The 23,769-nt window shown below is 73.7% G+C and carries 23 protein-coding genes; 9 read left to right on the top strand and 14 right to left on the bottom strand.

Annotated elements, in window-relative coordinates; translation table 11 throughout:
• Positions 1-98: 98 nt before the first annotated feature.
• The 3 genes from MicB006_RS00270 to MicB006_RS00260 all read right to left on the bottom strand — a co-directional run bounded on the left by MicB006_RS00270 (position 99) and on the right by MicB006_RS00260 (position 3,596).
• Positions 99-2,216: a hypothetical protein gene (locus MicB006_RS00270; RefSeq protein WP_152037807.1), complete on the bottom strand. Its 2,118-nt coding sequence runs from the start codon at positions 2,214-2,216 to the stop codon at positions 99-101.
• A 160-nt stretch (positions 2,217-2,376) separates the two neighbouring features.
• On the bottom strand, positions 2,377-2,823 hold the full coding sequence (locus tag MicB006_RS00265) for a hypothetical protein (protein ID WP_073826971.1): 447 nt from the start codon (positions 2,821-2,823) through the stop codon (positions 2,377-2,379).
• Positions 2,824-2,825: 2 nt separating this feature from the next.
• Positions 2,826-3,596 carry an SGNH/GDSL hydrolase family protein gene (locus MicB006_RS00260; protein ID WP_073826972.1) on the bottom strand — a complete coding sequence of 257 codons (771 nt, stop codon included), beginning with the start codon at positions 3,594-3,596 and terminating at the stop codon, positions 2,826-2,828.
• 253 nt (positions 3,597-3,849) lie between these two features.
• Here MicB006_RS00260 and MicB006_RS00255 point away from each other — a divergent pair, with 253 nt between their 5' ends.
• Positions 3,850-5,334: a hypothetical protein gene (locus MicB006_RS00255; RefSeq protein WP_116503061.1), complete on the top strand. Its 1,485-nt coding sequence runs from the start codon at positions 3,850-3,852 to the stop codon at positions 5,332-5,334.
• A gap of 19 nt (positions 5,335-5,353) precedes the next feature.
• A complete protein-coding gene (locus MicB006_RS00250) occupies positions 5,354-6,757 on the top strand; it encodes a PQQ-like beta-propeller repeat protein (protein WP_116503059.1) in 1,404 nt (467 codons plus the stop codon).
• A gap of 49 nt (positions 6,758-6,806) precedes the next feature.
• On the opposite strand, the gene MicB006_RS00245 is transcribed toward MicB006_RS00250, so the two are convergent.
• From MicB006_RS00245 to MicB006_RS00225, 5 genes are all read right to left on the bottom strand, one after another.
• Positions 6,807-7,985 carry a hypothetical protein gene (locus MicB006_RS00245; RefSeq protein WP_116503057.1) on the bottom strand — a complete coding sequence of 393 codons (1,179 nt, stop codon included), beginning with the start codon at positions 7,983-7,985 and terminating at the stop codon, positions 6,807-6,809.
• Complete coding sequence (locus MicB006_RS00240; protein ID WP_116503055.1) at positions 7,982-8,512, bottom strand: SigE family RNA polymerase sigma factor; 531 nt, start codon at positions 8,510-8,512, stop codon at positions 7,982-7,984. The genes MicB006_RS00245 and MicB006_RS00240 overlap by 4 nt, the downstream gene beginning before the upstream one ends.
• A gap of 115 nt (positions 8,513-8,627) precedes the next feature.
• The gene (locus MicB006_RS00235) at positions 8,628-9,143 is read right to left on the bottom strand and encodes a putative immunity protein (protein WP_116503053.1); all 516 of its coding nucleotides are present in this window, start codon (positions 9,141-9,143) and stop codon (positions 8,628-8,630) included.
• On the bottom strand, positions 9,140-9,685 hold the full coding sequence (locus MicB006_RS00230; protein WP_116503051.1) for a putative immunity protein: 546 nt from the start codon (positions 9,683-9,685) through the stop codon (positions 9,140-9,142). The genes MicB006_RS00235 and MicB006_RS00230 overlap by 4 nt, the downstream gene beginning before the upstream one ends.
• A complete protein-coding gene (locus MicB006_RS00225; protein ID WP_116503049.1) occupies positions 9,682-10,017 on the bottom strand; it encodes a hypothetical protein in 336 nt (111 codons plus the stop codon). Before MicB006_RS00225 ends, MicB006_RS00230 begins: the two co-directional genes overlap by 4 nt.
• A gap of 95 nt (positions 10,018-10,112) precedes the next feature.
• Between MicB006_RS00225 and MicB006_RS00220 the strand changes: the two genes are divergently transcribed.
• Together MicB006_RS00220 and MicB006_RS00215 are read left to right on the top strand one after the other, a co-directional pair.
• Positions 10,113-10,916, top strand: coding sequence for a helix-turn-helix transcriptional regulator (locus MicB006_RS00220; protein WP_116503047.1), 804 nt, complete (start codon positions 10,113-10,115; stop codon positions 10,914-10,916).
• Positions 10,907-11,101, top strand: coding sequence for a DUF397 domain-containing protein (locus MicB006_RS00215; RefSeq protein WP_073826981.1), 195 nt, complete (start codon positions 10,907-10,909; stop codon positions 11,099-11,101). The genes MicB006_RS00220 and MicB006_RS00215 overlap by 10 nt, the downstream gene beginning before the upstream one ends.
• Here the strand turns inward: MicB006_RS00215 and MicB006_RS00210 are convergent.
• Complete coding sequence (locus MicB006_RS00210; protein WP_305021789.1) at positions 11,043-11,771, bottom strand: class I SAM-dependent methyltransferase; 729 nt, start codon at positions 11,769-11,771, stop codon at positions 11,043-11,045. The two genes, MicB006_RS00215 and MicB006_RS00210, sit on opposite strands and share 59 nt — an antisense overlap.
• Positions 11,772-11,839: 68 nt before the next feature.
• Positions 11,840-12,217 carry a VOC family protein gene (locus tag MicB006_RS00205; RefSeq protein ID WP_116503043.1) on the bottom strand — a complete coding sequence of 126 codons (378 nt, stop codon included), beginning with the start codon at positions 12,215-12,217 and terminating at the stop codon, positions 11,840-11,842.
• Between the two features lie 173 nt (positions 12,218-12,390).
• Here MicB006_RS00205 and MicB006_RS00200 point away from each other — a divergent pair, with 173 nt between their 5' ends.
• From MicB006_RS00200 to MicB006_RS00185, 4 genes are all read left to right on the top strand, one after another.
• Positions 12,391-14,160, top strand: coding sequence for a proline--tRNA ligase (locus MicB006_RS00200; RefSeq protein ID WP_116503042.1), 1,770 nt, complete (start codon positions 12,391-12,393; stop codon positions 14,158-14,160).
• Between the two features lie 54 nt (positions 14,161-14,214).
• A complete protein-coding gene (locus MicB006_RS00195) occupies positions 14,215-14,634 on the top strand; it encodes a CBS domain-containing protein (RefSeq protein WP_116503040.1) in 420 nt (139 codons plus the stop codon).
• A gap of 80 nt (positions 14,635-14,714) precedes the next feature.
• Positions 14,715-15,140 carry a SufE family protein gene (locus tag MicB006_RS00190; protein ID WP_073826986.1) on the top strand — a complete coding sequence of 142 codons (426 nt, stop codon included), beginning with the start codon at positions 14,715-14,717 and terminating at the stop codon, positions 15,138-15,140.
• A 20-nt stretch (positions 15,141-15,160) separates the two neighbouring features.
• The gene (locus tag MicB006_RS00185; protein ID WP_073826987.1) at positions 15,161-15,793 is read left to right on the top strand and encodes a DsbA family protein; all 633 of its coding nucleotides are present in this window, start codon (positions 15,161-15,163) and stop codon (positions 15,791-15,793) included.
• 36 nt (positions 15,794-15,829) lie between these two features.
• On the opposite strand, the gene MicB006_RS00180 is transcribed toward MicB006_RS00185, so the two are convergent.
• The 4 genes from MicB006_RS00180 to MicB006_RS00165 all read right to left on the bottom strand — a co-directional run bounded on the left by MicB006_RS00180 (position 15,830) and on the right by MicB006_RS00165 (position 19,123).
• Positions 15,830-16,378, bottom strand: coding sequence for a YbaK/EbsC family protein (locus MicB006_RS00180; protein WP_073827094.1), 549 nt, complete (start codon positions 16,376-16,378; stop codon positions 15,830-15,832).
• A 59-nt stretch (positions 16,379-16,437) separates the two neighbouring features.
• A complete protein-coding gene (locus MicB006_RS00175; protein ID WP_043327658.1) occupies positions 16,438-16,635 on the bottom strand; it encodes a hypothetical protein in 198 nt (65 codons plus the stop codon).
• Positions 16,636-16,671: 36 nt separating this feature from the next.
• Complete coding sequence (locus MicB006_RS00170; protein WP_116503038.1) at positions 16,672-17,451, bottom strand: SDR family oxidoreductase; 780 nt, start codon at positions 17,449-17,451, stop codon at positions 16,672-16,674.
• 295 nt (positions 17,452-17,746) lie between these two features.
• Entirely contained in the window at positions 17,747-19,123 is a 1,377-nt protein-coding gene (locus MicB006_RS00165) for an MFS transporter (RefSeq protein ID WP_116503036.1), read from the bottom strand.
• A 154-nt stretch (positions 19,124-19,277) separates the two neighbouring features.
• Here MicB006_RS00165 and MicB006_RS00160 point away from each other — a divergent pair, with 154 nt between their 5' ends.
• Positions 19,278-23,768 (top strand): HAD-IC family P-type ATPase, encoded by a 4,491-nt coding sequence (locus MicB006_RS00160; protein WP_116503034.1) that lies wholly within the window; start codon positions 19,278-19,280, stop codon positions 23,766-23,768.
• The last annotated feature ends 1 nt before the right edge of the window (position 23,769 follow it).

Genomic DNA, 23,769 nt, shown 5'->3' with positions numbered 1-23,769 from the left:
CCAAGGTACGCCGGATCCGGGGCCACGGATGTGACACCGGCCCCACCACCTCGGAAAGGTGGTGGGGCCGGTGCGGTCGGGCCGCTGCTGCTGTGCGGCTACTTCGCCGACTGGACCTGCGGCTCGTCGTTCACCAGGAACGTCCAGACCTGCTCGGGGGAGCGGGTGCCGTCCGCGGTGACCCCGACGACAGTGAGCGTGTGCGTCCCGCCCTCCGTGGGCGTCCAGCTCACCGTCGCCCGGTTACCCGTCTCGACGCGCTGCTCGACGCCGTCGTCGAACCGGTAGAGGAAGGCCACCGTCGTGGTGAGTTGCGACGTGAACCGGAACTCGCCCGGCTGGCCCGGACCGCCGGTGGGCACGTCCGTCCGGTACGGGTCAGCGGTGACGGCGGGGCGCAGGTCCCGCACCCGGAAGGACAAGGTCGCCGCCTCCGACTCGGTGCCGTCCCGGCTCACGCTCCGCACGACCAGGTTGACCACGCCCGCCTCGGTCGGCGCCCAGGTGACCGACGCGGTGCCGTCGGCCTGCGCGGCCACCACCTTCTGGTCCTCGCCGGTGAACTGGTAGCGGTAGCTGACCGTGTCGGGCAGGCGGGGGGTGAAGGTGAAGACGCCCGGAATACCCTGCCCTCCGCTGGGGACGGGCAGGTAGACGGTGGCCGAGACCTTCGGCGCGGTCGGCAGGTTGAACTGCCGGCTGCTGGTGGCCTCCACGCCGCCGGCCGTGACGCTGGTGACGGTCAGGGTGCGGGAGCCGCCCCGGGTCGCGGTGACGGTGATCGCGGCCGAGCCGTCCGCCGCGGCGTCCACCGTCTGCTCGAGGTCGCCGTCGAGGGCGTAGCGGTAGCGCACCACGCCGTCCATCTGCGGACGCAACTGGAACGTGGCAGGCACCCCGATCTCGCTCAGCCGTCCCTCGACGACCGGCGCCACGTCCTTGGCGAGGAACGTGTACTCGGTGGTCGCCGAGCGGTTGCCGACCGCGTCGAGGCTCCACACCCGCAGGGTGCTCGGGCCGCTGTCCGGGGTGAGCGTGACGGTGGCCGTACCGCCCGTCCGGTCCGCGTCGATCGTCTTCTCGACGCCGGAGTCCAGCGAGTAGCCGTACCGCACCACGTCGGCCGCGCCGTTGGCGGTGAAGGTGAACTCGCCGGGCAGAGCCGGGTGCCACGCGCCGTCGTCCGGGAAGTCGGCCGACGTCACGACGGGCGGCGTGACCGGCCCCTGGGCGTCGAGGCGGAAGTAGCAGACCGGGCTCCACTCGCCGGTGGCCCGGCTGTCCGCCGCCCGCATCTGCCAGGCATACGTCCGGTCGTGCTCGAACGGCGACGGATACATGGTGTCGTAGCGGCCGACGGCCCGCTCGCCGTCGCGCGCGTAGTCCGTCTGCTCGATCCGCGCCTCCGGCTGGTCGACCGGCCAGGCCGCGAAGGAGACGGTGAGCTGGTCCGTGCCGCCGCCGTCGTTGCGGTCCCGGTCGTGCACCACTCCGGATGGGACGGGGTAGCGGATCACCTGGTACGGCTCGGTGGTGGTGCACGCCGTGCCGGTCTCGCTCCGCAGGTCGGTCGGCACGCCGGGGCGGAAGTTGTAGTCGATCGAGATGCCCACCTTGGTGGCGTACTTCCGTGCCAGTGCCGGGTCCCGCTCGGCGTCGGCGGGCAGCCGCAGCGAGAGGGTCAGCGTCGACCGGCCCTCGGCGAGCGCCTGGCGCAGACCGTCGATCGCGTCGAACTCCACCCGGGGTGCCGGGCAGACGGTCTGGTCGGTGAGCTGGCGGCTGTCGACCAGCCCCAGGTCGGCCGGGGGATTCCGCCAGCTCGACCGGGCGGTGTAGGCGGCGGTACGCCGCAGCTCCACCACGGGACGTCTGGTGCAGTCGCCGCCCGCCGTCTCCTTCACGTCGAGGACGGCCGACTGGATGTCCGCTCCCCGGTAACGGGAGATGTCGAACGTGAAGTAGGCGCGCGAGGTGTGCGGGCGGCCCTTCTCGTCCTTCCAGGTGCCGACCGGCACGTCGCCGGGCCGGTCGATGTTGATCGTGGTGGGCGAGTGCGAGTCGGTCCAGGCCCACGAGGTGTTCGTCTCGTAGCGCATGTCGTACGCGGCTGCCGGCGCCGCGGTGGCGACCACCGATCCGGCCGCGACCACTATCGACAGCGCGGCGGCGAGCACGCTTCGCCGGCCGGTTCGACGTGGATTTCTGTCAGGCATGAGGGTCATCCCTCATCCACCTTTCCCCGATTTCACCCCGTGCTCGATCGACGGGGGCAGCGGATGCTATCCAGTGGGGCGGACATCGGGCGATCCCGATAAGCGGATGACCGGACACATCGGACGATCGGGCGGTGAAGGTCCAGCCGTCCGGCGGGGATCAGGCGCGGCGGTGCACCAGGCGCCCGGCGACCACTGTGGCCAGGCAGGAGCCGTCCGGGCCGAACACGGCGAGGTCGGCCCGCCCGCCGGCCACCAGCGCGGGCGGCCGCACGCCGGGCAGCACCGCCACGTCGTTGCGGGCGGCGGCGGCCCGCAGCGCCGGATCGGCCACGTGCTCCTCGACCACCGCGGCGACGCCGAGCCGGAACAGCGCGTGCACCCGCTCGCGTGGCGTGGGCGCCGGAGGCAGCGGGCCGTCGTGCACGAGCGCCGGCCCGAGCGTTCCGGCCCACCGCCGCACCCGCACCCCGGGGTACGCGCCGGGGAGCTCGTCCGTCGGCACGATCGCCTCGACCCGGTCACCGGCGACCACGACCGCCCACCCGGCTCGGGGTGGGTCGTCGGGTGTCAGCCGCAGCAGGTCGGCGGCGTGGACGGTACGCACGCTCAGTCGAAGTCGACCGGCCTGAGCACCGGACGCTTCGCGGTGATGAAGTCGCCGGACGAGCGCCCGGTCAACCGGCGCCTGATCCACGGTGCCAGGTGCTTACCGGCCCAGCGCAGGTCGGCGGCGCGCGCGGCCAGCCACGGACTGGGCGCCGGGTGCGGCGGCACCAGCAGCCACTCCTCGTCGCAGCCGACGCCGAGCGCGGTGAGCACCTGCGCGGCGACCCGGCGGTGGCCCTCCGCGGAGAGGTGAATCCGGTCGGTGCTCCAGAGCAGCGGGTTGAGGTAGGTGTCGTCGGCGTACAGGTCGACCAGGATCGCGCCGTGCCGCTCGGCCACCTCGCCGACCACCCGGTTGAGCAGCGCCACGCGCGGGGCCATCATCCGCTGGCCGGGCAGCCGGGACATCACGTCGGCGAACCGGAACAGCACCACGTCGCTGCCGACGGACCGCAGCCGCTGCACGACCGCGTCGAAGCGGGGGACGAAGGCGTCCGGGTCGAAGCTGCGGCGCAGCACGTCGTTGCCGCCGGCCGCGAAGCTGATCAGGTCGGGCTTCATGGCCAACGCGGACGGCACCTGCTCGGCCACCACGTTCGGGAACAGCCGACCGCGGATGGCCAGGTTGGCATAGCCGAAGTCGGGCCCGGCCTCGACAGCCAGACGGGTGGCGACCAGATCGGCCCAGCCTCGATAGCTGCCGTCCGGATACGCGTCGTCCATGCCCTCGGTGAAGCTGTCGCCCACCGCCACGTAGCTGCGCCAGCGCACGGCGCCTCCCTCAGACGTCCCGGCAGAAGTGCGTCGCACAGTCTGTCACCGCACGGACCGGTCCCGCTGGCCCTGGACGCCGGACGTGGCGGATGTCTCGACGTCCTGTGCGCGACAGCCACCCCGGGGACAAAAGCCCCGACACGTCCGGGCGGGGCAGAATCCGTCGTCCGGACCGGGGATGATGTTTGCCGTCATCCCGCCGGGCGGAACCGTCCGGCTGGTCCCGCACCCGGCACGAGTGAGGAACCACATGACGCAGGGGCACCCACCGGCGGCAGGTTGGCCGCCGCCCGGCAACGCCGACCCCCGGTACGGCGCACCACTGCCGCCCGCGCAGCCGGTGCCGTGGGGGCCGCCGCCCCCGGCGCCGAAGTCCCGCCGTGGGCTCTGGATCGGGCTCGCGGCGGGCGCGCTCGCGCTGGCGGTCTGCGCCGGCACGGCGGTGGGCGTCGGGCTGAGCCTGCGCGGCGACGACGAGGACGGCCCGGCACCGAAGGCCGCAGCCGGCGCGAACGGCGTCACCGTCACGGACGCCGAGCTGACCGCCCTGCTCGACCGGCACAGCCAGGCGCTGGCGGCGAAGGACCTGGACGGCTACCTGGCCGCGTTCGACCCGGCCCGCAAGGAGCTGATCGCCGGGCAGACCCAGCTGTTCCGCAACCTGGGCAAGTTGCCGCTGTCGGTGGCCCGCTACGAGACGATCGACAAGCAGGGCCGCGTCAGCGACGCCTTCGGGCAGGGCGTCACGTTCCAGCTCGACGTCTCCTTCGTGCACCAACTGGACGGCTTCGACATGGCGCCGGTCGCCGAGTGGTACCGCTGGACGGTCGTCCGCGACGGCAAGGACGCGCCGATCCGGGTCACCGCGGTGACCGGCGCGCCGGCCGGCGGCAACGGCGACTCGAAGACCGTCTACTACCCCGGGCCGTGGGACAAGTGGCAGGAGATCCATGTCGAGCGGACCCCGTTCGCCCTGATCATCACCGACGCGGCCCGGGCCGACGTGGCGAAGCGGTACGCCCCGGCCGTCGACAAGTCGGTGACGAGCAACCTGGCCGTGTGGCGGGCCAACGCGCCGCCCGAGCCGGTGTCGGACAAGTTCGTCGTCACGCTCGCCGCCGGCAAGGAAGAGATGACCTCGCTCTACCGGATCGGCACCGAGAAGGCCACCGAGGCGGGCTACTCGGTGGGCATGGTCGCGGCCGAGCGCAAGGACGGCAAGACCACGATCGGCGGCACCCGCATCGTGGTGGACACCAGAGATCGTTACTTCACCCGCTCCGGCGGCGACAAGGACGCCCACATGGTGTTGCGGCACGAGATCGCGCACTCGCTGATGACGCCCCGCACCGACCCGGCCGCCGTGGACGAGTTCAGCAAGCTCGACCAGTGGGTGGTCGAGGGCTTCGCCGAGTACATCGCCTTCCACGGCCGCCCGCTGTCCGCCAGCGACCGCACGGCGCAGGCCCTGCAGTTGGTCCGCAACGGCTGGAACGGCACGCTGCCCAGCAACGGCGACTGGGAGAAGAGCGGCCTGCTGACCTTTCACTACTGGCTCGGGCACACCGCGATGGACCACCTCGCCGAGAAGCACGGCGAACCGAAGCTGTTCCGCTTCGTCGAGGCGGTCTACGCCGGCACCCCGACCGACCGCGCCGCCCGGGACGTGCTCGGCGTGTCGCTCGACGAGTTCCAGGCCGGCTGGGCCGACTACGTCCGCGAACTGGCGGGCTGACGGAAACGGGAGACGACCGATGACGTATCAGCACCAGCAGTACCCGCCGCCCGCGTACCCGCCGGTGGGCCGCCCGGGCCCGGGGGGTGCGCCGCCGGCGGCGCCGAAGCGGCGCGGGCGCGTGGCGTTGCTGGTGGCCGGTGGCCTGGTGGCCGTGCTCGCGGTCGCGGCCGGCACCGCCTACGGCGTGTCCCGGCTGGTCGGCGGCGGTGACGACGACGGGAAGAAGCTGCGTACCGCGTGGGTGCTCGACTTCCCGGAGTTGCAGCGCAACGGGCTGAAGACGTACGACGGGCAGGACATGTTCGGCGCCTGGCTGGTCGGCGACGCGGTGGTCCGGGCCCAGCCGGACGGGATCATCGCCTACCGGCTCGGCGACGGCGGCCAGGCGTGGGGCGTGCCCGCGCCGCAGGCGGCCTCGCTGTGCGCGGCCGCGCAGACCCTCGCCGAAGGGCGGGGTGTGGTGGCGCTCGGTCCGGCCGACTCGTGCGACACGCTCGTCGGGTTCGACGCGGCCGGTGGCACGCAGACGTGGCGGGTGACGTTCCCTGTCGAACGCCGGGCGGGCCGGTCCGAGACCGTCGCCCCCGACCTGTCGGTGGCCGCCGGGCAGGTGGTCGTCCGCAGCGGCGAGAGCGTCCTCGGCTACTCGCTGGCCGACGGCAAGCGGCTGTGGCAGACCGACGCCGACCGGCTGCTGCCCGGCCGTGACTGCCGCCTGACCGACGCGCAGGCCGCCGGGGACCAGGCGGTGGTCACCGCGCGCTGTGACGGCGACCAGGGCGCGCTGCTCGGCCTGGACCCGGCCACCGGCAAGCCACGCTGGCAGCAGAAACTGCCCGCCGCGCAGCAGAGCGCCGGGGTGCTGAGCGTCGACCCGCTGGTCAGCCTGCCCGGCCTGGTCAGCGAGACGTTCGTCGCACGCGACGCCGCCGGCAAGGCGCGGGCCACGTTCGGCAACCCCGTCGACGGTACGCGGTTCAGCGACCTCCCGATCAACCGCTCCAACACGGTCAGCGGGCCGGAGATCCGGCCGTACCTGGCCGACGCGGACACGCTCTACCTGCCCACCGAGGCGACGAACGTCGGCGGCAAGATGCGCCAGGCCAACCAGGTGGTGGCGATCGACCTGGCCACCGGCAAGCGACGCTGGGTGTCGGCCGGGCACACCGACGGCGAGGTGGAACTCGTCCGCCTCGACGAGCAGGGCCTGCTGGCGTGGGAGGTGGGCGACCGGCGGGATCTCGCTCCGCGGCTGGTCCGGATCGATCCGGCCACCGGGAAGGTGAGCGTGGTGGCCGAGGCGCCACTGTCGGCCGGCACCGAGGGCAGCGACGCGAAGGTGCTGGAGCGCGACGGCACTGTGGTGCTGGTGCCGTGGAAGCACGTGACCGCGGACGCGGCGATCACCGTCCTGCGTTGAACGCCGTCGGGGCGGGCCACCGCTGCGTGGTCCGCCCCGACGAGTCACCTCAGCCGAGCGCGCCGACGATCTGCATGTCCCGCAGAGCCGCGGGCTCCGTCCGCTCGGTGATCTTTCTGCCGGTCGCGTCCACCAGTACCACCACGTAGCGGTCACCGCTGCGGACCCGGACCATCATCGACCCGTCCGGCTGGAAGAAGACCTGCCGCAGTTGACGTCCCTCCAGCGGCAGCGACACCTCCTTGCCGGTCCGGGTGTCGAGCACGGCGTTGACGAGAAGCTCCCGTGCGGCGTCCCCGTACGTGCCGTTCCGGTCGATCCGCAGGAGCGCGAGCCGCCGTCCGTCGGGGGAGAGACTGGACAGGTCGAAGGAGACGTACCGGCTGCCCTTGGCGCCCAGGCCCGGCACCGTCCGTCGGTTCCTGCCGTTCCGATCGGTGAGGACGATCGTGCCGTCGGAGCCGTCGGCGAACGCCAGTGTCCCGTCCGCCGCGAACACGGCGTGACAGCCGTCGAGGCCCGTCACCCTGGTGAACTTCCCGGAGGAGACGTCGAGCACGCCGGTGGCCGGGTCGCTGCCGGCAGCGTTCAGACGCACGACGAGCTGCTGCGAGTTCGGCAGCCAGACGGGTGACCAGCAGATGTCGTCGACGCCGTCCCGGAGCTTGCGCCGCCCCGACCCGTCGAGGGCCGACACCCACACCGCACCGGTCGTCTCGACCCAGGCGACCCTCTTTCCGTCGGGTGACACCGAGACGTTCACCTGCGCCGGCCCGTACGGGAGCCCGAGCAGGCGGACCGGATTGTCGCCCGGTCGCCAGGACTGAAGCCGGACGGTGCTCGTCGGGGACGGGGCGTTCGCCAGGTCGGACGGGCCGTAGACGAGCCGCCCGAAGGTCGCGTCACCGTCCGGCCCCTCGCCGGTGGTTTCGCTGGACCCGGCCGACGGCGTGCTCGACGGCTCGACGGACGGGGTCGGGGTGGGCTCGACCGGCGGGGCGGTGACGGTGGCCGACGGCCCGGCCGGCACGGGCGTCTGACTGTTCGGCCGGATCGCCAGTGCCGTTCCGGTCGCGGCGGCCAGCACCACCAGCACGGCGGCGGAGGTGGCGGCGGCCCGCTGGATGCCGAGCCGCCGCGAGGTACGCAGTGCCCGGTCCCGCAGGTCGACCGGGGTGACCTCCTCGGCCAGGTCGGCCAGGTCGAGACGCAGTCGGTCCTGGTTCATCGGGCGGTTCCTTCCGTGACGTACAGCTCGGCGAGCTCCGGTGCCACGCTGCGCAGCTTCGTCAGCGCCTTCGAGGTCTGGCTCTTGACGGTGCCGACTGTCACACCGAGCAGCTCGGCGGCCTCGGTTTCGGTGCGGTCCTCGAAGAACCGCAGAACCAGCACGGCCCGCTGTTTGGGGGAGAGCCGGGCCAGCGCGGCCCGGAGGGTCAGCCGGAGCGTGGTCTGCTGGGCGTGGTCGAGGGCCGAGTCGCCTCCGCGCGGCTCGGGCATGTCGCCCGGCATCGACTCGGCCACCCGGCGGCGTCGCCACCAGGAGACCTGCAGGTGGTACATGACCTTCCGGGTGTACGCCTCCGCGTTGCCGGTCTCGTGCAACCGGTTCCAGGCACGGTGCGTACGGGCCAGGGCGGACTGGACGAGGTCCTCGGCCAGATGCTGGTCGCCGGTCAGCAGGTAGGCGGAGCGCAGCAGCGCGGGCGTACGAGTTCGCACGAACAGGTCGAACTCAGTCAGGAGAAGATCCACACGAGCCGGTCCTTGGGGTCAGGTGGTGCACCAGCGTGACGCCTTCCGAGACGCCACCCGCCCACGCCATGGTTGCCGCCGCCCGTGGCACTTTCCCGACAGGACCCGGCCGGCGTCAGCAGTCGAAGACCGACCAGCAGATGTCGTTGCGCAGCCGCTGGTCGTCCAGGACCAGCTCGCGGATCTCGGCCGGGAGCTGGTCGCGCTGCCACCGGCACTCGGCACGCCCGGCCGCCTCGCCGAGACCGGCGGGCGCCGCCGCGCGTACCGCCTTGATCGCGTATGCGGCGGCGCCGATTTCGTGCGCGGCGACGTGGGCCACGACGGCGGCCTGACCGGCGGCGTACGCGGCGTTGCGGGCCGCCCCGCGCAGGTCCCGGGCCGCACCCATGGCGTGACCCCCGGCCGCGCGCGCCTCCATCATCCTGGCCTCGCCCCGCACCCAGGCCCGGGCGTACACGATCGCCTCGCGCGGACGGCTGTCGTCCGGCCGGACCGCCTCGAACAGGCCGAGGACGTGCTCGGCGCAGGTGGCGGCCCAGAGCGCCAGCAGGTGGTGGTGCTCGTCGGTGAGCGTCCCGCCCCGGCGGATCGTGGTGAACCGGGGATCGCGGACCTTCGGCAGGATCACGACGCGGCCTCGCGGTGGCGCAGGTCGTGGTCCAGTGTGCTCATGAGCCGGGCGACACGGCTGCCGCCGCCGGTCAGCGGCGGATAGCGGCGGAGCACGTCGACGAGTACGGGCGTGGCGAGCTGCCGGTACCGGTCCAGCATCGCCTGCCCGACGGTCTCGTCGTCGCCGGCTTCCAGTTCGGCGACGCGCGCGGCGTTCGCGGCGGCCCGAAGGATGTGGCCGACCTGGGTGGCCTTCGCGATCGGGTGCAGGTACGCGGCCGCGGCGGCGTCACCGGCGGCCCGGGCGGCCAGGCGCGCGGACTCGGTGGGCGCGGACCGGGCGGCCCGGTGCGCGTCGAGGGACGTGACCCGCTGGAGTTTCGTCCGGGCGGCACCGCGCGCGAACGTCCAAGCGGCGTCGATCGCCGCGCGGGGACGCGGGTCGTCCGGAACCGCCCGCTCGTAGACCGGGAGGACGTCCTCCGCGTGCCGGACCGCGTACCGCGCCACCTCGCGCAACTCGTCCACCGTCAGGTCGAAGTCCCCGGGCGCTGTCATGTCGCGGGCATCGTATCGGTGATGCCCCGCCGGTACGGGCCCCAGCCGACGAACCTCTCGAACAGCTCGCGCGGGGTCGGTCCGTCGTGCGGGTTGAGACGGAACAGGTCGTGGGTGGCCTCGTGGTAGAGCCCGGACAGGTAGACGGCCAGGTCGACGGGGTGGTCCGCGTACTCGACCTTGAGCAGCAGGCGCGCCTGCGCGCAGGGCCACGGCGCGCCGCAGGCGCGGCAGAGCCAGAGCGGCCGGATCGGCAGGTGGGCCGGGTGGTCCGGCGGGTAGGGGCGCGGCCGATCGGGGTACGGCCCGAGCCGGGGTACGGGAAGGTTCATGCGTGACAGTCTGCTGAGGACGCCACTACGCTCGGAAGTCGTCGCTGCCGGTCCGGGGAGAGGCCGGGAGACCGGCCGCAGTCTGAGGAGAGCATGTGGAGAACGAGCCGACCGCCGAGCTGATCCGCGCGCAAATGCGGCGGCTTCGGCTGCGGGCCGAGCTGAGCCAGGAGGAGTTCGGGAGGCTGGTGCACTTCTCCGGCTCCCAGGTGTCGGCCGTCGAGCTGGGCCACCGGCCGCTCGACCGGTTCTTCCTCGCCCGGGCCGACGAGGTGCTGGGCACCGGCGGGCTGTTGATGTCGCTGCTCAAGCTCGCCGAGCGCGACGGCCAGCCGAGCTGGTTCCGCCCCTGGCTGGAAGGCGAACGCCAGGCGCAGCAGTTGCGCACCTACCAGCCGACCCTGGTGCCCGGACTGCTCCAGACCGAGAACTACGCCCGCGCGATGATCCGCACAGATGACCTGATCACCGATGACGAGGTGGAGCGGCGCCTCGGAGTGCGGCTGGACCGGCAGTCGATCCTCTCCGACCCGGGCCGCCCGAGGTACATCGCCGTGATCGAGGAGTCCGTCCTGCGCCGCGCCGACGAGGGCTACCGCGGGCTCATGGCCGAGCAGATCGCGCACCTCATCGAGTGCGCCGAGCACCCGCACATCGGCATCCACATCGTGCCGACCTCGGTCACCATGCACGTCGGCCTGGTCGGACCATTCGCGCTCGCACGGGCAGCGGACGGCGGCTGGGTGGGGCATCTGGAGAACCAACTCGGCGGCGTCGTGATCGACAAGGACGAGGACGTGGCTATCCTGCTGTCCAGATGGGAGAGTGTCCGCAGCGAGGCACTACCGCGCCGGCAGTCGGTCGAGCTGATGAAGGACGTGATGACCTCATGGAGCTGACCGGAGCGATCTGGCGGAAGTCCACCCGCAGCGGCACCCAGGGCGACTGCGTCGAGGTGGCGGACAACCTGGCCGGGGTGGTCGGGGTGCGGGACAGCAAGGACCCGGCCGGACCGGTGCTCACCTTCACGCCCGACGCCTGGCGTGCCTTCGTCCGGGTCGGTTGGGGCCGCGCGTCGCGCTGATCAGCACCGTGTGCTTGCGCACCCGGAAGGCCCCTTCGGCGTCGATGCGAGCCTCGACCGCCGCACGCCCGGCCGACTCCTGCGCGGCGGTGAGCGGCCCGATCATGCTGGTGATGTACGCCAGGATCGGCTCCGCGGCGGGCACCGCCAGCTCGTCCGGGTAGCGCTCGACTGTCACGTCGGTGAAGTGGGCGGCGACCCGGGCCGGTGTGGTCTCGGCGGTGACGTCGTTCTGGTGCAATCCGACCGCCAGGCCGGGGCGCCCGATCGCCGGGCCGAGCGCGTCCAGCTCGACCAGGTGGTCGCGGCCGTTCACGGCGACGGCGAGTCGCCCGCCGGGACGTAGCACCCGCGCGAACTCGCGCAGCGCGGCGTCCGGGTCGTCCAGGTGGTAGAGCATGCAGTTGGCGATCACCGCGTCCGTGACGCCGGCACGGAACGGCAGGTGCGTGGCGTCGCAGCGCAGCACCCGGGCATCGGGCACCTCGCGCAGCCGCTCGCACATGGCGGGCGAGAAGTCGGTGAGGGTGAGCCGGCCACGATGGCTCACGCGGTGCCACAGCTCGCCGGTGCCGGCCCCGACCTCCAACACGTCCCCGCCCAGCGGCAGCCGCTCGCCGAGCCACGCGAACCAGCTCTGCGGGTTCGTGCCGTACGAGTGCAGCGCCATGCGAGCGGTCAGGTTATCGGTCGTCGTCGCGTACTGGCTGGTCGCGCGTGCCGACGCGGTGGCACCCGTCATGAGAGGTAGAAGCAGAACGGGTGACCGGCCGGGTCGAGGAGCACCCGGACGTCGTCCTGCGGCTGGAAGTCGGGCAGCGTCGCGCCGACCGACACCGCGTACGCCACGGCCGCCTCCAGGTCGTCGACCTTGATGTCCAGGTGGACCGACATCTGCTGGTCGCCGGGACCGGCCGGCCACACCGGCCGCACGTAGGCCGGCTCGTCCTGGAACGCCAGCCAGTGGCCGCCCTCCGGCGGGGCGAGGAGGACCCAATCGGGTTCCTTCTCGCGCCGGGTCCAGCCGAGCAGCCGCTCGTAGAACGCGGCCAGGTCCTCTGCGGACGGCGCGTCCAGCACCGTTGTCGTCAGCTTCATCAGCGGTCGCTCAGCCATGCCGCATTCCTACCCGGCACCCGCGACATTTACTGTCCCGTCCGCACCATCTCGGCGGGGTGGCGGCATCCGACTGGTGTCGATGCCGCCACCTCGCCGAGCCGGCGACGATCGGTCCGCACGGACACCGAAAGGGGTCGCCCGGCCCTCCGCTCGCGCCATAGGCTGCGGCAATGCTGCTGCGCATGTCGACCCTGCTGCTCCGGACCCTGCGCGAGGACCCGGCCGACGCGGAGGTGCCGAGCCACCGGCTGCTGCTACGCGCCGGATACGTCCGCCGGGCCGCGCCGGGCGGCTACACCTGGCTGCCGCTGGGCAAGCTCGTGCTGGACCGGATCACCGCGATCGTGCGGGACGAGATGACCGCGATCGGCGACCAGGAGGTGCACTTCCCGGCGCTGCTCCCGGCCGAGCCGTACCGGACCAGCGGGCGGTGGACCGAGTACGGGGACGACATCTTCACGCTCGCCGACCGCAAGGGCGCCGACCACCTGCTCGCGCCGACCCACGAGGAGTTGGCCGCGCTGCTGGTGAAGGACCTGTTCACCTCGTATCGGGACTTCCCGGTGACGCTGTTCCAGATCCAGACGAAGTTCCGCGACGAGGCCCGTCCCCGGGCCGGTCTGCTGCGTGGGCGCGAGTTCCTGATGAAGGACGCCTACTCGTTCGACCTGGACGACACCGGGCTCCAGGCGGCGTACGACCGGCACCGGGCCGCCTACGAGCGCGTGTTCACCCGGCTCGGGCTGGACTTCACCACTGTCCACGCGATGTCCGGCGCGATGGGTGGGTCCGCGTCGGAGGAGTTCCTGGCCGCCACACCGGTCGGTGAGGACACGTTCGTCGGCTGCACCGCCTGCGACTACGCGGCGAACACCGAGGCGGTGGTGACCCGCGCCCCGGCCGCCGGTGACCCGGACGCGCACCCGCCCGCCGAGGCGCACGACACCCCGGAGACGCCGACCATCGCTGCTCTGGTCGAGCTGGCCGAGGCCCGGAAGCTGAGCGGGCGCACCGGCTGGACCGCTGCCGACACGTTGAAGAACGTGGTCCTCAGCGTCCGCCGGCCCGCCGCCGAGCGGGCCGAACCGCTGGTGATCGGTCTGCCCGGTGACCGCGAGGTGGACCTCAAGCGGGTCGAGGCGGTGCTGGCCCCGGCCACCGTGGCGGTCTTCGAGGACTGGGACGCCCACCCGGAGCTGGTCCGCGGCTACATCGGGCCGCAGATCCTGGCTAAGCACGGCATCCGCTATCTGGTCGACCCCCGCGTGGTGCCCGGCACCGCCTGGCTGACCGGCGCGAACGAGCCGGGCCGGCACGCCACCGACGTGGTGTGCGGGCGCGACTTCGTACCGGACGGCACGATCGAAGCGGCCGAGGTACGCCCCGGTGACCCCTGCCCGGCCTGCGACGCCGGTGAGCTGACCATCCGGCGGGGCATCGAGGTCGGGCACATCTTCCAGCTCGGACGCCGGTATACCGACGCGTTCGCGGTCGACGTCCTCGGCCCGGAGGGCAAGCCGGTCCGGCCCACGATGGGCTGCTACGGCATCGGCGTGTCCCGGGCGGTCGCCGCGGTGGCCGAGCAGCACCACGACGACCGAGGGCTGGTCTGGCCCGCTGCGGTCGCGCCGTGCGACGTACACCTGGTCGCCGCCGGGAAGGGGCCGCAGCTCGACGCGGCGCTCGACCTCGGCGGGCGCCTCGCCGCCGCCGGCCTGCGCGTGCTCGTCGACGACCGCACCCACGTCTCCGCCGGGGTGAAGTTCACCGACGCCGAGCTGATCGGCGTCCCGCGCGCCGTCGTGGTCGGCCGCCGCCTGGCCGACGGGTACGTGGAGCTGCGCGACCGGGCCAGCGGCGAGCGGACCGAGGTGCCGGTGGAGGACATCGTGGAGCGTCTGCGCGACGAGGTGGGCGCGACGCGCCACAACGGGGTGTAGCGAACGCGGCACCGGGTACCGCAGACGGATCGACCGAAGTGTTCGGAGGCTCTCATGTACCGCGTCAGTGACGTGATGACCAGGCAGGTGATCTACCTCCCGGCAGAAACCCCGCTGGACGAGGCGGCCCGGGTGATGAAGGAGTCGGACATCGGCGACGTGGTGGTGACCGACGGCGCCACGCTCGCCGGCATGCTGACCGACCGCGACATCGTGGTGCGGGCGGTGGCCGAACGCGCCGACCCGGGCACCACCACGATCGGCTCGATCATCACCCGTGAGGTGGTCATGATCGAGCAGCACTGCACGGCGAACGAGGCTGCGGCGCTGATGCGCGAGCGCAACATCCGGCGCGTGCTGGTCTGCGACAACGACCGCAAGCTCGTCGGCATCGTCTCCCTCGGTGACCTCGCCATGCAGCTCGACCCCCAGTCGGCGCTCAGCGACATCAGCGAAGCCGCGCCGAACGCGTGAGGGCGGTGCCCCGCTCGCGTGAGGCGGGGCACCGCCACCGCCGTCGCGTGACGGCGCGCGGCGGCGGATAGCCTCGACTCATGCCCGAGATGCCGACCAAGCTGGCCGAGATCGTGGACGAGTTCGCCGCCGCACCGCGCGACGTCGTGCTGGAAATGCTGCTGGAGTTCGCCGACGTGATCCCGCCCCTGCCCGAGGGGGTGGACCGGGCCGAACTGGAGCAGGTCCCCGAGTGTCAGACCGCGTTCTTCCTGCGTGCCGAGGTGAACGCGGACAAGACGGTGAGCACTGTCTTCGACTGCCCGCCGGAGGCGCCCACCACCCGCGCGTTCGCCGGCATCCTCGCCGAAGGGCTGGCCGGGGCGAGCGCTGAGGAGGTGCTGGCCGTACCGGATGACCTCTACCAGCGGATGGGCCTGGCCCAGGCGATCAGCCCGCTGCGGGTACGCGGCGGCACCGCCATCCTGGCCCGGCTCAAGCGCCAGGTCCGGGAACAGATCGCCTGACCGGCGGGTTGTCGCTGGTCATGGACATCGAGATCTACGCCGACGTGGTCTGCCCCTGGTGCTGGATCGGCAAGCGCCGACTCGAACAGGCCCTGGAGGCGTACGACGGCGACGTGACGGTCCGGTTCCGGCCGTTCCAGCTCGACCCGACGCCGGTCACCGAGCCGAAGCCGCTGCTGGAGGCGCTGGGCGACAAGTTCGGCGGGCGGGACAAGGCCGAGGGGATGGCCGCGCACGTCACGGGCGTCGCCGCGGGCGCGGGCCTCGACCTGCGGTTCGACCGGGCGGTGGCGGCGAACACGTTCGACGCGCACCGGCTGGTGCGTTTCGCCACCGAGCGCGGCCGCTCCGCCGAGATGGTCGAGCGGCTCTACCGGGCGCACTTCCACGACGGCGTCGACGTCGGATCGATCGACGCGCTCGTCACGCTGGCCGGCGAGGCCGGTCTGGACGAGACCGAGGCGCGGCAGTACCTGGAGTCGAACCTCGGCCGCCGAGAGGTCGCGGCCGACCTGAGCGACGCGCACCAGCTCGGCGTCTCCAGCGTGCCGACGTTCGTGCTGGCCGGAAAGTACGCGGTCACCGGCGCGCAGGAGCCGGAGACGCTGCTCGCCGCGTTGCGCGAGGTGGCGCAGCGCGAAGCGGCAGCCTGATGTTTCACGTGGAACAAGATCGATGCAGATGAGGACCTAGGCCGGCTTGGCCAGGTCCTCCACCACCCTCGCCCCGGGCAGCGCGCCGAGCGCCGGCCCGGGCAGGGCGATCTTGCTGTGCCGTACGCCCGATCCGATGATCACGTGCGGGGTGGCGATCACCCGCGAGTCGACGAGGATCGGCCAGTCCGCCGGCAGCCCGATCGGCGTGATGCCGCCGTACTCCATTCCGCTCAACTCGACCGCCTCGGCCATCGGCGCGAAGCTCGCCTTGCGCACGTCGAGCAGCTTGCGGACCACACCGTTCACATCGGCGCGGGTGGTGGCCAGCACGACGCAGGCCGCGTACCGGGTCTCGCCGCCACGCTTGCCGGCGACCACGACGCAGTTGGCCGACTCCGCCAGTCCCACCTGGTACGCCTCACAGAACGCAGCGGTGTCGGCCAGGTCGGCGTCGATCGGGGCGACGAGCACGTCGTCCACGTCCACCGGGGCCCCGGCCGGCCACTCCTGCAGCGCCGCGGCGACCGGCGGGGCCAGCAGGTCGAGCCGTGCCCGGGCCGGCTCCGTCTTCAGCGTCCCCATCATGCCGCGATCCTCGCACCCGCCCCGCGGATCGACCCTCCGGGCCCCGCCTCCGCCCCTCAGTTGGGATTGCTGAGGAACGCGTTCTCCTGCGCGAAGTCCCGGTTCTCGGCGGTGGTGAGCTGCCGGCGGCGCAGCACCTCGGGACGGTTCGCCTCGGCGTCCTCGATGCCGTGCCGGACCCCGACCCGGATCACGCCGTAGAGGAAGACGAAACCGAAGACGTAGAGGAGGACTGTGGCGACGAAGACCAGCATGCGGTCACCATAGGCCGGTGCGGATCCGACCGGATCTCATCTTCCGCCGGCTCCCCCGTACGTGTCCGCGAGGTAGTCGGCCCAGGTCCGGGTGCCGGTCGGCGTGGCGGTCGTGGTGAGTCCACCCCCGCGCAGCTCCCGCCCGAGCCGGCCGGGAATCCGGACCGGCAGCAGCGGCCGGCGCACCCGCCGGGCCGCGAGCCACGTGCGGACCGCCTCGTCGAAGCGCAGCACCTCCGGCCCGGCGAAGTCCTCGACCCGATGCGACGGCCCGGCGAGCAACATCACCGCCAGCCGGTCCGCCACGTCGATCGGGTCGACCGGCTGGGCGAGTACCGCCCGGTCCCCGATCACCGGGCCGAGGCGGCTCGCGCCCTTCAGCAGCTCCGCCAGGAACTCCGGGAACTGGGTCGCGCGCAGCACGCTCCACGGCACCGACCCGGCGGCCACCACCTGTTCGGCCGCGAGCTTGTGCCGGTAGTAGGCGATCGGCACCCGGTCGACGCCGACGATCGAGACGTACACCAGGTGGCGCACCCCGGCGTGGTCGGCGGCCACTGTCAGCCGGCGGGTGCCGAGCACGTCGACCTCGTGGGTACGCCGCTGCGGCGACGACGCCAGGTGCAGCACCGCGTCCACCCCGGCGACCGCCTCCGCCAGCCCGGCGCCGGTGGACAGGTCGGCGCTCACCCACTCGACCCCGTCTCCGGTACGGGGTCGACGGCTGGTCGCCCGGAGCGTGAAGCCCTCGTCCCGCAGCCGGGGCACCACCACCCGCCCGAGCCGTCCGGTCGCCCCGGTCACCAGCACCCGCATCGCCACTCCTTCCAACCGCGTGCAGCCGCCACACCGCGGCTCCACGGTGGGACGGGACGCCGACCCGGATCGTGACAGCGACCCGCTCGACGGCACTCCACCCGATCCTGCGCCACCCGACGGCCCTCCCGACCCGGATCGCTCCACCCCGGCCTTCCGCCCCCCATCGATGTCGACCAAGGAGTTTGTGTCGGATCACGGCCCGTCGCCTGACCCAAACTCCTTGATCAACCAGCAGAGGCGGGGCGGAGGGCGGGGGCGGAGGGCCGGGGCAGAGGGCCGGGGCGGCGACACCTCAGCCCGCCGGGCGAGGCACCACGCGGCCGGCAAGCGCCAGGCCGAGCAGGCCGCAGCCCGCTGCCACGGCCAGTGTGGTCGCGTAGCTGGCCGGGCCGGGTGACGACCCGGCGGCCAGGACCGCGCCGGTCAACGCCAGCACGGTGGCCGCGGCGAGCGAGTCGCCCAGTTGCAGCGCCGAACTGTTGCGGCCCTGTTCGGCCGGGGCGGACTGCGCCAGGGTGAGCACCGACAACGACGGGTAGAGCAGGCCCATGCCGAGCCCGGCCACGGCCCAGGAGAACACCGCCGGCAGCACCGGCAGCCCGGGCAGCAGCGCCGACGCGACGCCCGCCGTGCCGAGCGCGATGCAGGTCAGGCCCGCCCGGGGCAGGCTGGCGGCCGAGCGGGGTGAGCCGATCCGGCCCTGGATCCACGAGCCCACCGACCAGGACAGCGCCCCGACCGTCAGCACCAGCCCGGCGCCGGTGGGCGAGAACCCGCGCTCCCGCGACAGCATCAGCGGGATCACCACCTCGGCCGCGACGAACGCCGCCGAGGCCAGCGCGCGCAGGCCGATCACCGTCGGCAGGCCACGTGCCGCGCGCAGGAACCCGGACGGCAGCAGACGCGGCGCGCAGGCGAACAGCCCGGCCAGCGCCGTCCCGATCAGGGCGGCGGCGAGCACGCCGCGCTGCTGCCCCCCGTAGTGCAGCAGTGCGGCGCTCGCCCCCGCCCCGCAGGCCCAGCCGATGCGGGCCAGCGCGCCCGCGGGTGGCCGGGTCGGCACGGTGCCGGCCAGCGCCTTCAACCCCGGCTGGATCAGCAGCGCCGCCGGAATGGCCACCGCCGGTACCGCGAGGAACACCCATCGCCAGCCCAGGTGTTCCACGATCAGGCCGGCCAGCGCCGGGCCGACCAGCGACGGCACCACCCAGGCCGCGGCGAACGCGGCGAAGATCCGCCGCCGCAACTGCTCCGGGTACGCCTGACCGACCACCACGTAGAGCGCCACCGAGACCAGTCCGGAGCCGAAGCCCTGCACCACCCGCCCGACGACCAGCACCTCCATGGTCGTCGCGGAGCCGGCCACCACCAGCCCGGCGACGAACCACGCGACGCCGTGCCACATCGCCGGCCGCGGCCCGCGCGCGTCGCACCAGATGCCGGAGGCGACCATCGCCACCACGCCGGAGGCGAACGAGCCGCCGAACGCCAGCGCGTACAGGCCGAGCCCGTCCAGGGCGCGGGCCACTGTCGGCATGGCGGTGCCCACCGCGAGCGCCTCGAAGGCGAGCAGGGACACCAGGGCGACGCTGCCCACCGTCATCGCCCGCAGGCGCGGCGACCACAGGTCGACGGGTGGATCAGCCGGGACGGCGGTGGTGCTGGTCATGGGTCACAGCCTCGGACCTCACCCCGGGTTGAGGTCAACTGTGGTCCCCGTCTCGTCCGGCGGGACCGACGGGAGCGCGAACTTCTACCGTCCGGGTGGCATAACGGACGCCGCGCCGGGAAGTCGGGCCGCCGGGACGAGACCGGGAGGCTAGATGGCGCTGGGACGCTTCGCCGGCCTCCTGCTGTCCCCGACGGTCGTGCCGGAGGCTGCCGCGCGCGTCGCGCGTACCGTCGGGTCGGCCCTGCCCACCGACGCCGTGCCCACCAAGGTCACCGAGGTCGCGGGAAGCGTGGGTACGGCCGCTGCCCGGCTGGCCCGGCTCACCGGGCTGACCAGCCGCCGGGTGTGGTCCCAGGACAACCGCCACCACATCGAGGTGCACGGCGTCTGCCAGGACGGCGGCGACCGGCTGGCCCGGCAGGTGGAGGCGGCGCTGGAGTCGATGCCGGGGGTGGACTGGGCGCGGGTGAACGCGCCGTCCGGCCGGGTGGTGGTGGCCACCGGGGAACCGGCGCCGAGACTGCGCGACCTGATCGCCACGGTGGCCCGAGTCGAGCGGACCTGCCCGTACGAGCCGGACCCGGAGATCGAGCCGCCGCAGCCGCCCGAGGACGGCCCGCGCACCGCCCGGACGTTCGGCGCGCTGCTGTCCGACGTGCTCGGGCTGGGCATCTCCGCCGCCACCCGGGTCCTGCCGCTCACCCCCGTTCCGGCCGAGGTCGCCGGTCTGCTGGGCGCTGTCGACCTGCACCCGAAGCTGCACGCGCTGGCCGGGCTCGGCATCCGCGCCGACCCCCGCGCCGAGGTGCTGTTCCCGCTGGCCGAGGCGGTGGTGCAGGGTCTGACCGGCGGCTGGGCCGGGATCGTGCTGGACGGCGCGCAGCGCGTGGTGCAGTGGGGCGAGGGCGCCGCTCAACTGGCCGCGTGGCGGCGGGCCGAGCCGCACCTGACCGGTGATCCGGAGCGGGCGGTGGCCCGGGTGCCGGACGGTGAGCGGCCGTGCCCGGTGCCGGACGGGCAGCCGGAGCGCTACGCCAAGCGGATGCTTCCCGCCGGTGCGGTAGCCGGGGCGGCGGCGCTGCCGGTGCTGGGACCCAAGCGGGCCGCCGCGCTGGCGCTCTCCTCGCTACCGAAGGCGCCCGGCTCCGGCCGCGAAGGGTACGGCGCACAGCTGGGCCGGATGCTCGCCCGGCGCGGCGTGATCGCAATGGACCGCAGCGTGCTGCGTGAACTGGACCGGATCGACACGGTGGTGCTGGACGCGGCGGTGCTCGGCTCGGACCGGGGCGTGCTGGCCGACCTGGCGCCGCTGGCCGGCGCGGACACGGGTCAGGTCGCCGGCCGGGCGTTCGCGCTGTTCGACCCGTCCGAGCCGGACGCGGTACGCGCCGCCGACGGCTGGCGGATCGGCCCGCTGGACCGTCTCGGCGCCGACGATCCCGGGGACACCGCGGACAGCGCGCGGCTGCGCGCCGACGGTGGTCAGCTGCTCGGGCTGGCCGAGAACGGCCGGCTCGCCGCCGTACTGCGGGTCGAGCCGGAACCCGCGCCGGGGGTGGACGCGCTCGCGTCGGCCGCCCGGCAGGCGGGCCTGCGGCTCGTCGTGGCGGGCGCCGACGACGGCCGGTACGACTTCGCCGACCTGCTCGTCCCGGGTGGCCCCCGGCTCGCCGACGCGGTGCACGACCTGCAACGCGAGGGCGCGGTGGTGATGGTGGTCTCCGGCGAGCGGTCGGCGCTCGCCGCGTCGGACTGCGGCCTCGGCGTGTACGGCCCGGACGACCTGCCCCCGTGGGGCGCGCACCTGCTGGTCGGCGACGACCTGCGAGTGCCGGCCCTGCTCGTCGCCGCCGCCGGGGTGGCCCGCCGGATGACCGAGCAGAACATCCGGATCGCCATGGCCGGCACCGGGCTCGGCGCGCTCGGCGCGTTCACCGCCGACCGCCGGCGCCTGCCCCGCCCGACGCTCGCCGCCGTGAACGGCGCCGCTGCTGCCGCGTTCGCGCACGGCGTGTTCCGGGCGCACCGCCTGCCGGACCGCGCCGGCGCTCCGACGCCCGCGCTCAGCGCGTGGCATCTCATGCCGGTGGAGACCGTCCTCGACCAGCTCGACACCGATCCGTCCGGGCTGACCGAGGGCGAGGCGACCCGGCGGCGGCGCGTCGAGGTCGGGGACGACCACGGTCCGGCCGGGTTGCTCCGCTCGTTCGTCGAGGAGTTGTCCAACCCGCTCACCCCGGTGCTGGCCGCCGGGGCGGTGCTCTCCGCCGCGTTCGGTTCGCTTGTCGACGCCGCACTGGTCGGCGGCGTGGTGGGCGGTTCCGCGCTGGTCGGCGCGGTGCACCAGCGCAACACCGAACGGTCGCTGGCCGAGTTGCTGTCCCGCTCGGCGATCACCGCCCGGGTGCTGCGCGACGGCGCGGAACGGGTGGTGCCCGCCGAGGAGCTGGTACGCGGCGACGTGATCACGATCAGCTCGGGGGACGCCGTACCGGCCGACTGCCGGGTGCTGACGAGCGACGGGCTGGAGGCGGACGAGTCGTCCCTGACCGGTGAGTCGCTGCCGGTGGCGAAGAACCCCGACCCGGTGGTCGCGGCGGCCATCGCCGAACGGCACTCGATGCTCTTCGAGGGCACCACTGTCGCCGCCGGCCACGGCACCGCTGTGGTGGTCGCCACCGGCGCGGAGACCGAGGCCGGGCGGAGCCTCGCCATGGCCCGGGAGGCCCCGCCCGCCAGCGGTGTGGAGGCGCGACTGGGCAAGCTGACCAGCAGCGCCGTACCGCTGGCGGCCGCCTCGGCGATCGCGGTCGCAGGTGCGGGGCTGCTTCGGGGCGTACCCCTGGCCGAGACGGCGGCGACCGCCGCGAACCTGGCCGTCGCGTCGGTGCCGGAGGGGCTGCCGTTCCTGGTCAGCGCCGCGCAGTTGGCGGCGGCGCGGCGGCTGGCCGAGCACGGCGCCCTGGTCCGCAACCCGCGGACGATCGAGGCGCTGGGCCGCGTCGACGTGCTCTGCTTCGACAAGACCGGCACGCTGACCGAGGGCAAGCTGCTGCTGGCCGGGGTCGGCGCGGGCGACGACAGGTACGCCCCGGTGGACCAGCTCGACGACGCGTTGCGGATGACGCTCGCCGCCGCGTTGCGGGCCACCCCGTCCGCCGCCGACCCGGAAGAGTTGCCGCAGCAGACCGACCGGGCGGTACGCCGCGGCGCGAACGCCGCCGGGGTGGTCGAGCGGACCGGCGCGGCGGACTGGACCGCCACGGCCGGACTGCCGTTCGAGCCGTCCCGGGGCTACAGCGCCGCTGTCGGCCGCGCCGCCGACGGGCTGCTGCTCAGCGTCAAGGGCGCACCCGAGTCGGTGCTGCCGCGCTGCGCGTCCCGGCGTACCGCCGAGGGGGACCGGCCGCTGGACGCGGCCGGACGCGAGGAGGTGCAGGCCATGCTGGCCGGACGGGCCGGCGCCGGGCACCGTGTCCTCGCCGTTGCCGAGTGCCCGGTCTCCACCGAGCAGGTCAGCGACGAACAGGTCGACGGGTTGGTCTTCGTGGGTTTCCTGACGCTGGCCGACGGGGTGCGGGACAGCGCCCGGCCGGCGGTGGCCCGGATCCGGGCGGCGGGCGTGCACACCGTCATGATCACCGGCGACCATCCGGCCACGGCCGAGGCCATCGCCGCCGCCATCAGCCCGGACGACGGCGGGCAGCGCGTGGTCACCGCCACCGACCTGGACCGGCTCGACGACGCCGCGCTCGCCGAGCGCCTGATGGCCACCGACGTGGTGGCGCGCTGCACGCCCGCCCACAAGGTACGGATCATCCAGGCGTTGCAGCGCCAGGACCGGACCGTCGCGATGACTGGTGACGGCGCCAACGACGCCCCGGCGATCCGGCTCGCCGACGTCGGCATCGCGCTCGGTCAACGTGGCACACCCGCCGCCCGTGCCGCCGCCGATCTGGTGGTCACCGACGACCGGCTGGAGACGATCATCGCCACGCTGGTCGAGGGACGGGCCATGTGGTCGTCCGTGCGGCACGCGCTCAGCATCCTGGTCGGCGGCAACCTCGGCGAGATCGCGTTCAGCGTCCTGACCGCCGCCGCGACCGGCCGGTCCGCCCTGAACGGCCGGCAACTGCTGCTGGTCAACCTGCTCACCGACCTCGCGCCGGCGCTCGCCATCGCGGTACGCCCGCCGGCCGACGACCGCGCCGACCACCTGCTGCGCGAGGGTCCGGACTCCTCGCTGGGCGTCACCATGACCCGGGAGATCGGGCTGCGCGCGGCGTCGACCACGCTCGGCGCGACGGCCGGCTGGACGATCGCCAGGTGGACCGGCACCCGGCGGCGGGCCGGCACCGTCGCGCTGGCGTCCCTGATCGGCACGCAGCTCGGCCAGACCGTGCTGGCCGGCGGCACCAGCCCCAGCGTGCTCGCCGCCACCGCCGCGTCGGTGGGCGCGCTGGTCGTGGTGGTGCAGACGCCTGGTGTCAGCCAGTTCTTCGGCTGCACCCCGATGGGACCCGTCGGCTGGGCCATCGCCACCGGCTCGGCGCTCGGCGCGACGTTCGCCAACGGCACGCTCACCAAGCTGGTGGACCGCATGCCGCAGCCCGGCTCGCATGGACGTCCCGACGCGGAATAGT

It is taken from the genome of Micromonospora sp. B006 (assembly GCF_003408515.1).
Classification (GTDB): Bacteria; Actinomycetota; Actinomycetes; order Mycobacteriales; family Micromonosporaceae; genus Micromonospora; species Micromonospora echinospora_A.
Note: the sequence above shows the minus strand (reverse complement) of the source record. Positions and strands in the feature narration are given on the sequence as shown.

Coding starts and splice junctions, on each gene's coding strand:
- MicB006_RS00270 (WP_152037807.1), bottom strand. CDS start 2,216: ATGCCTGACAGAAATCCACGTCGAACCGGCCGGCGAAGCGTGCTCGCC.
- MicB006_RS00255 (WP_116503061.1), top strand. CDS start 3,850: ATGACGCAGGGGCACCCACCGGCGGCAGGTTGGCCGCCGCCCGGCAAC.
- MicB006_RS00250 (WP_116503059.1), top strand. CDS start 5,354: ATGACGTATCAGCACCAGCAGTACCCGCCGCCCGCGTACCCGCCGGTG.
- MicB006_RS00245 (WP_116503057.1), bottom strand. CDS start 7,985: ATGAACCAGGACCGACTGCGTCTCGACCTGGCCGACCTGGCCGAGGAG.
- MicB006_RS00230 (WP_116503051.1), bottom strand. CDS start 9,685: ATGACAGCGCCCGGGGACTTCGACCTGACGGTGGACGAGTTGCGCGAG.
- MicB006_RS00225 (WP_116503049.1), bottom strand. CDS start 10,017: ATGAACCTTCCCGTACCCCGGCTCGGGCCGTACCCCGATCGGCCGCGC.
- MicB006_RS00215 (WP_073826981.1), top strand. CDS start 10,907: ATGGAGCTGACCGGAGCGATCTGGCGGAAGTCCACCCGCAGCGGCACC.
- MicB006_RS00210 (WP_305021789.1), bottom strand. CDS start 11,771: ATGGCGCTGCACTCGTACGGCACGAACCCGCAGAGCTGGTTCGCGTGG.
- MicB006_RS00205 (WP_116503043.1), bottom strand. CDS start 12,217: ATGGCTGAGCGACCGCTGATGAAGCTGACGACAACGGTGCTGGACGCG.
- MicB006_RS00200 (WP_116503042.1), top strand. CDS start 12,391: ATGCTGCTGCGCATGTCGACCCTGCTGCTCCGGACCCTGCGCGAGGAC.
- MicB006_RS00195 (WP_116503040.1), top strand. CDS start 14,215: ATGTACCGCGTCAGTGACGTGATGACCAGGCAGGTGATCTACCTCCCG.
- MicB006_RS00190 (WP_073826986.1), top strand. CDS start 14,715: ATGCCCGAGATGCCGACCAAGCTGGCCGAGATCGTGGACGAGTTCGCC.
- MicB006_RS00185 (WP_073826987.1), top strand. CDS start 15,161: ATGGACATCGAGATCTACGCCGACGTGGTCTGCCCCTGGTGCTGGATC.
- MicB006_RS00180 (WP_073827094.1), bottom strand. CDS start 16,378: ATGGGGACGCTGAAGACGGAGCCGGCCCGGGCACGGCTCGACCTGCTG.
- MicB006_RS00175 (WP_043327658.1), bottom strand. CDS start 16,635: ATGCTGGTCTTCGTCGCCACAGTCCTCCTCTACGTCTTCGGTTTCGTC.
- MicB006_RS00170 (WP_116503038.1), bottom strand. CDS start 17,451: ATGCGGGTGCTGGTGACCGGGGCGACCGGACGGCTCGGGCGGGTGGTG.
- MicB006_RS00165 (WP_116503036.1), bottom strand. CDS start 19,123: ATGACCAGCACCACCGCCGTCCCGGCTGATCCACCCGTCGACCTGTGG.
- MicB006_RS00160 (WP_116503034.1), top strand. CDS start 19,278: ATGGCGCTGGGACGCTTCGCCGGCCTCCTGCTGTCCCCGACGGTCGTG.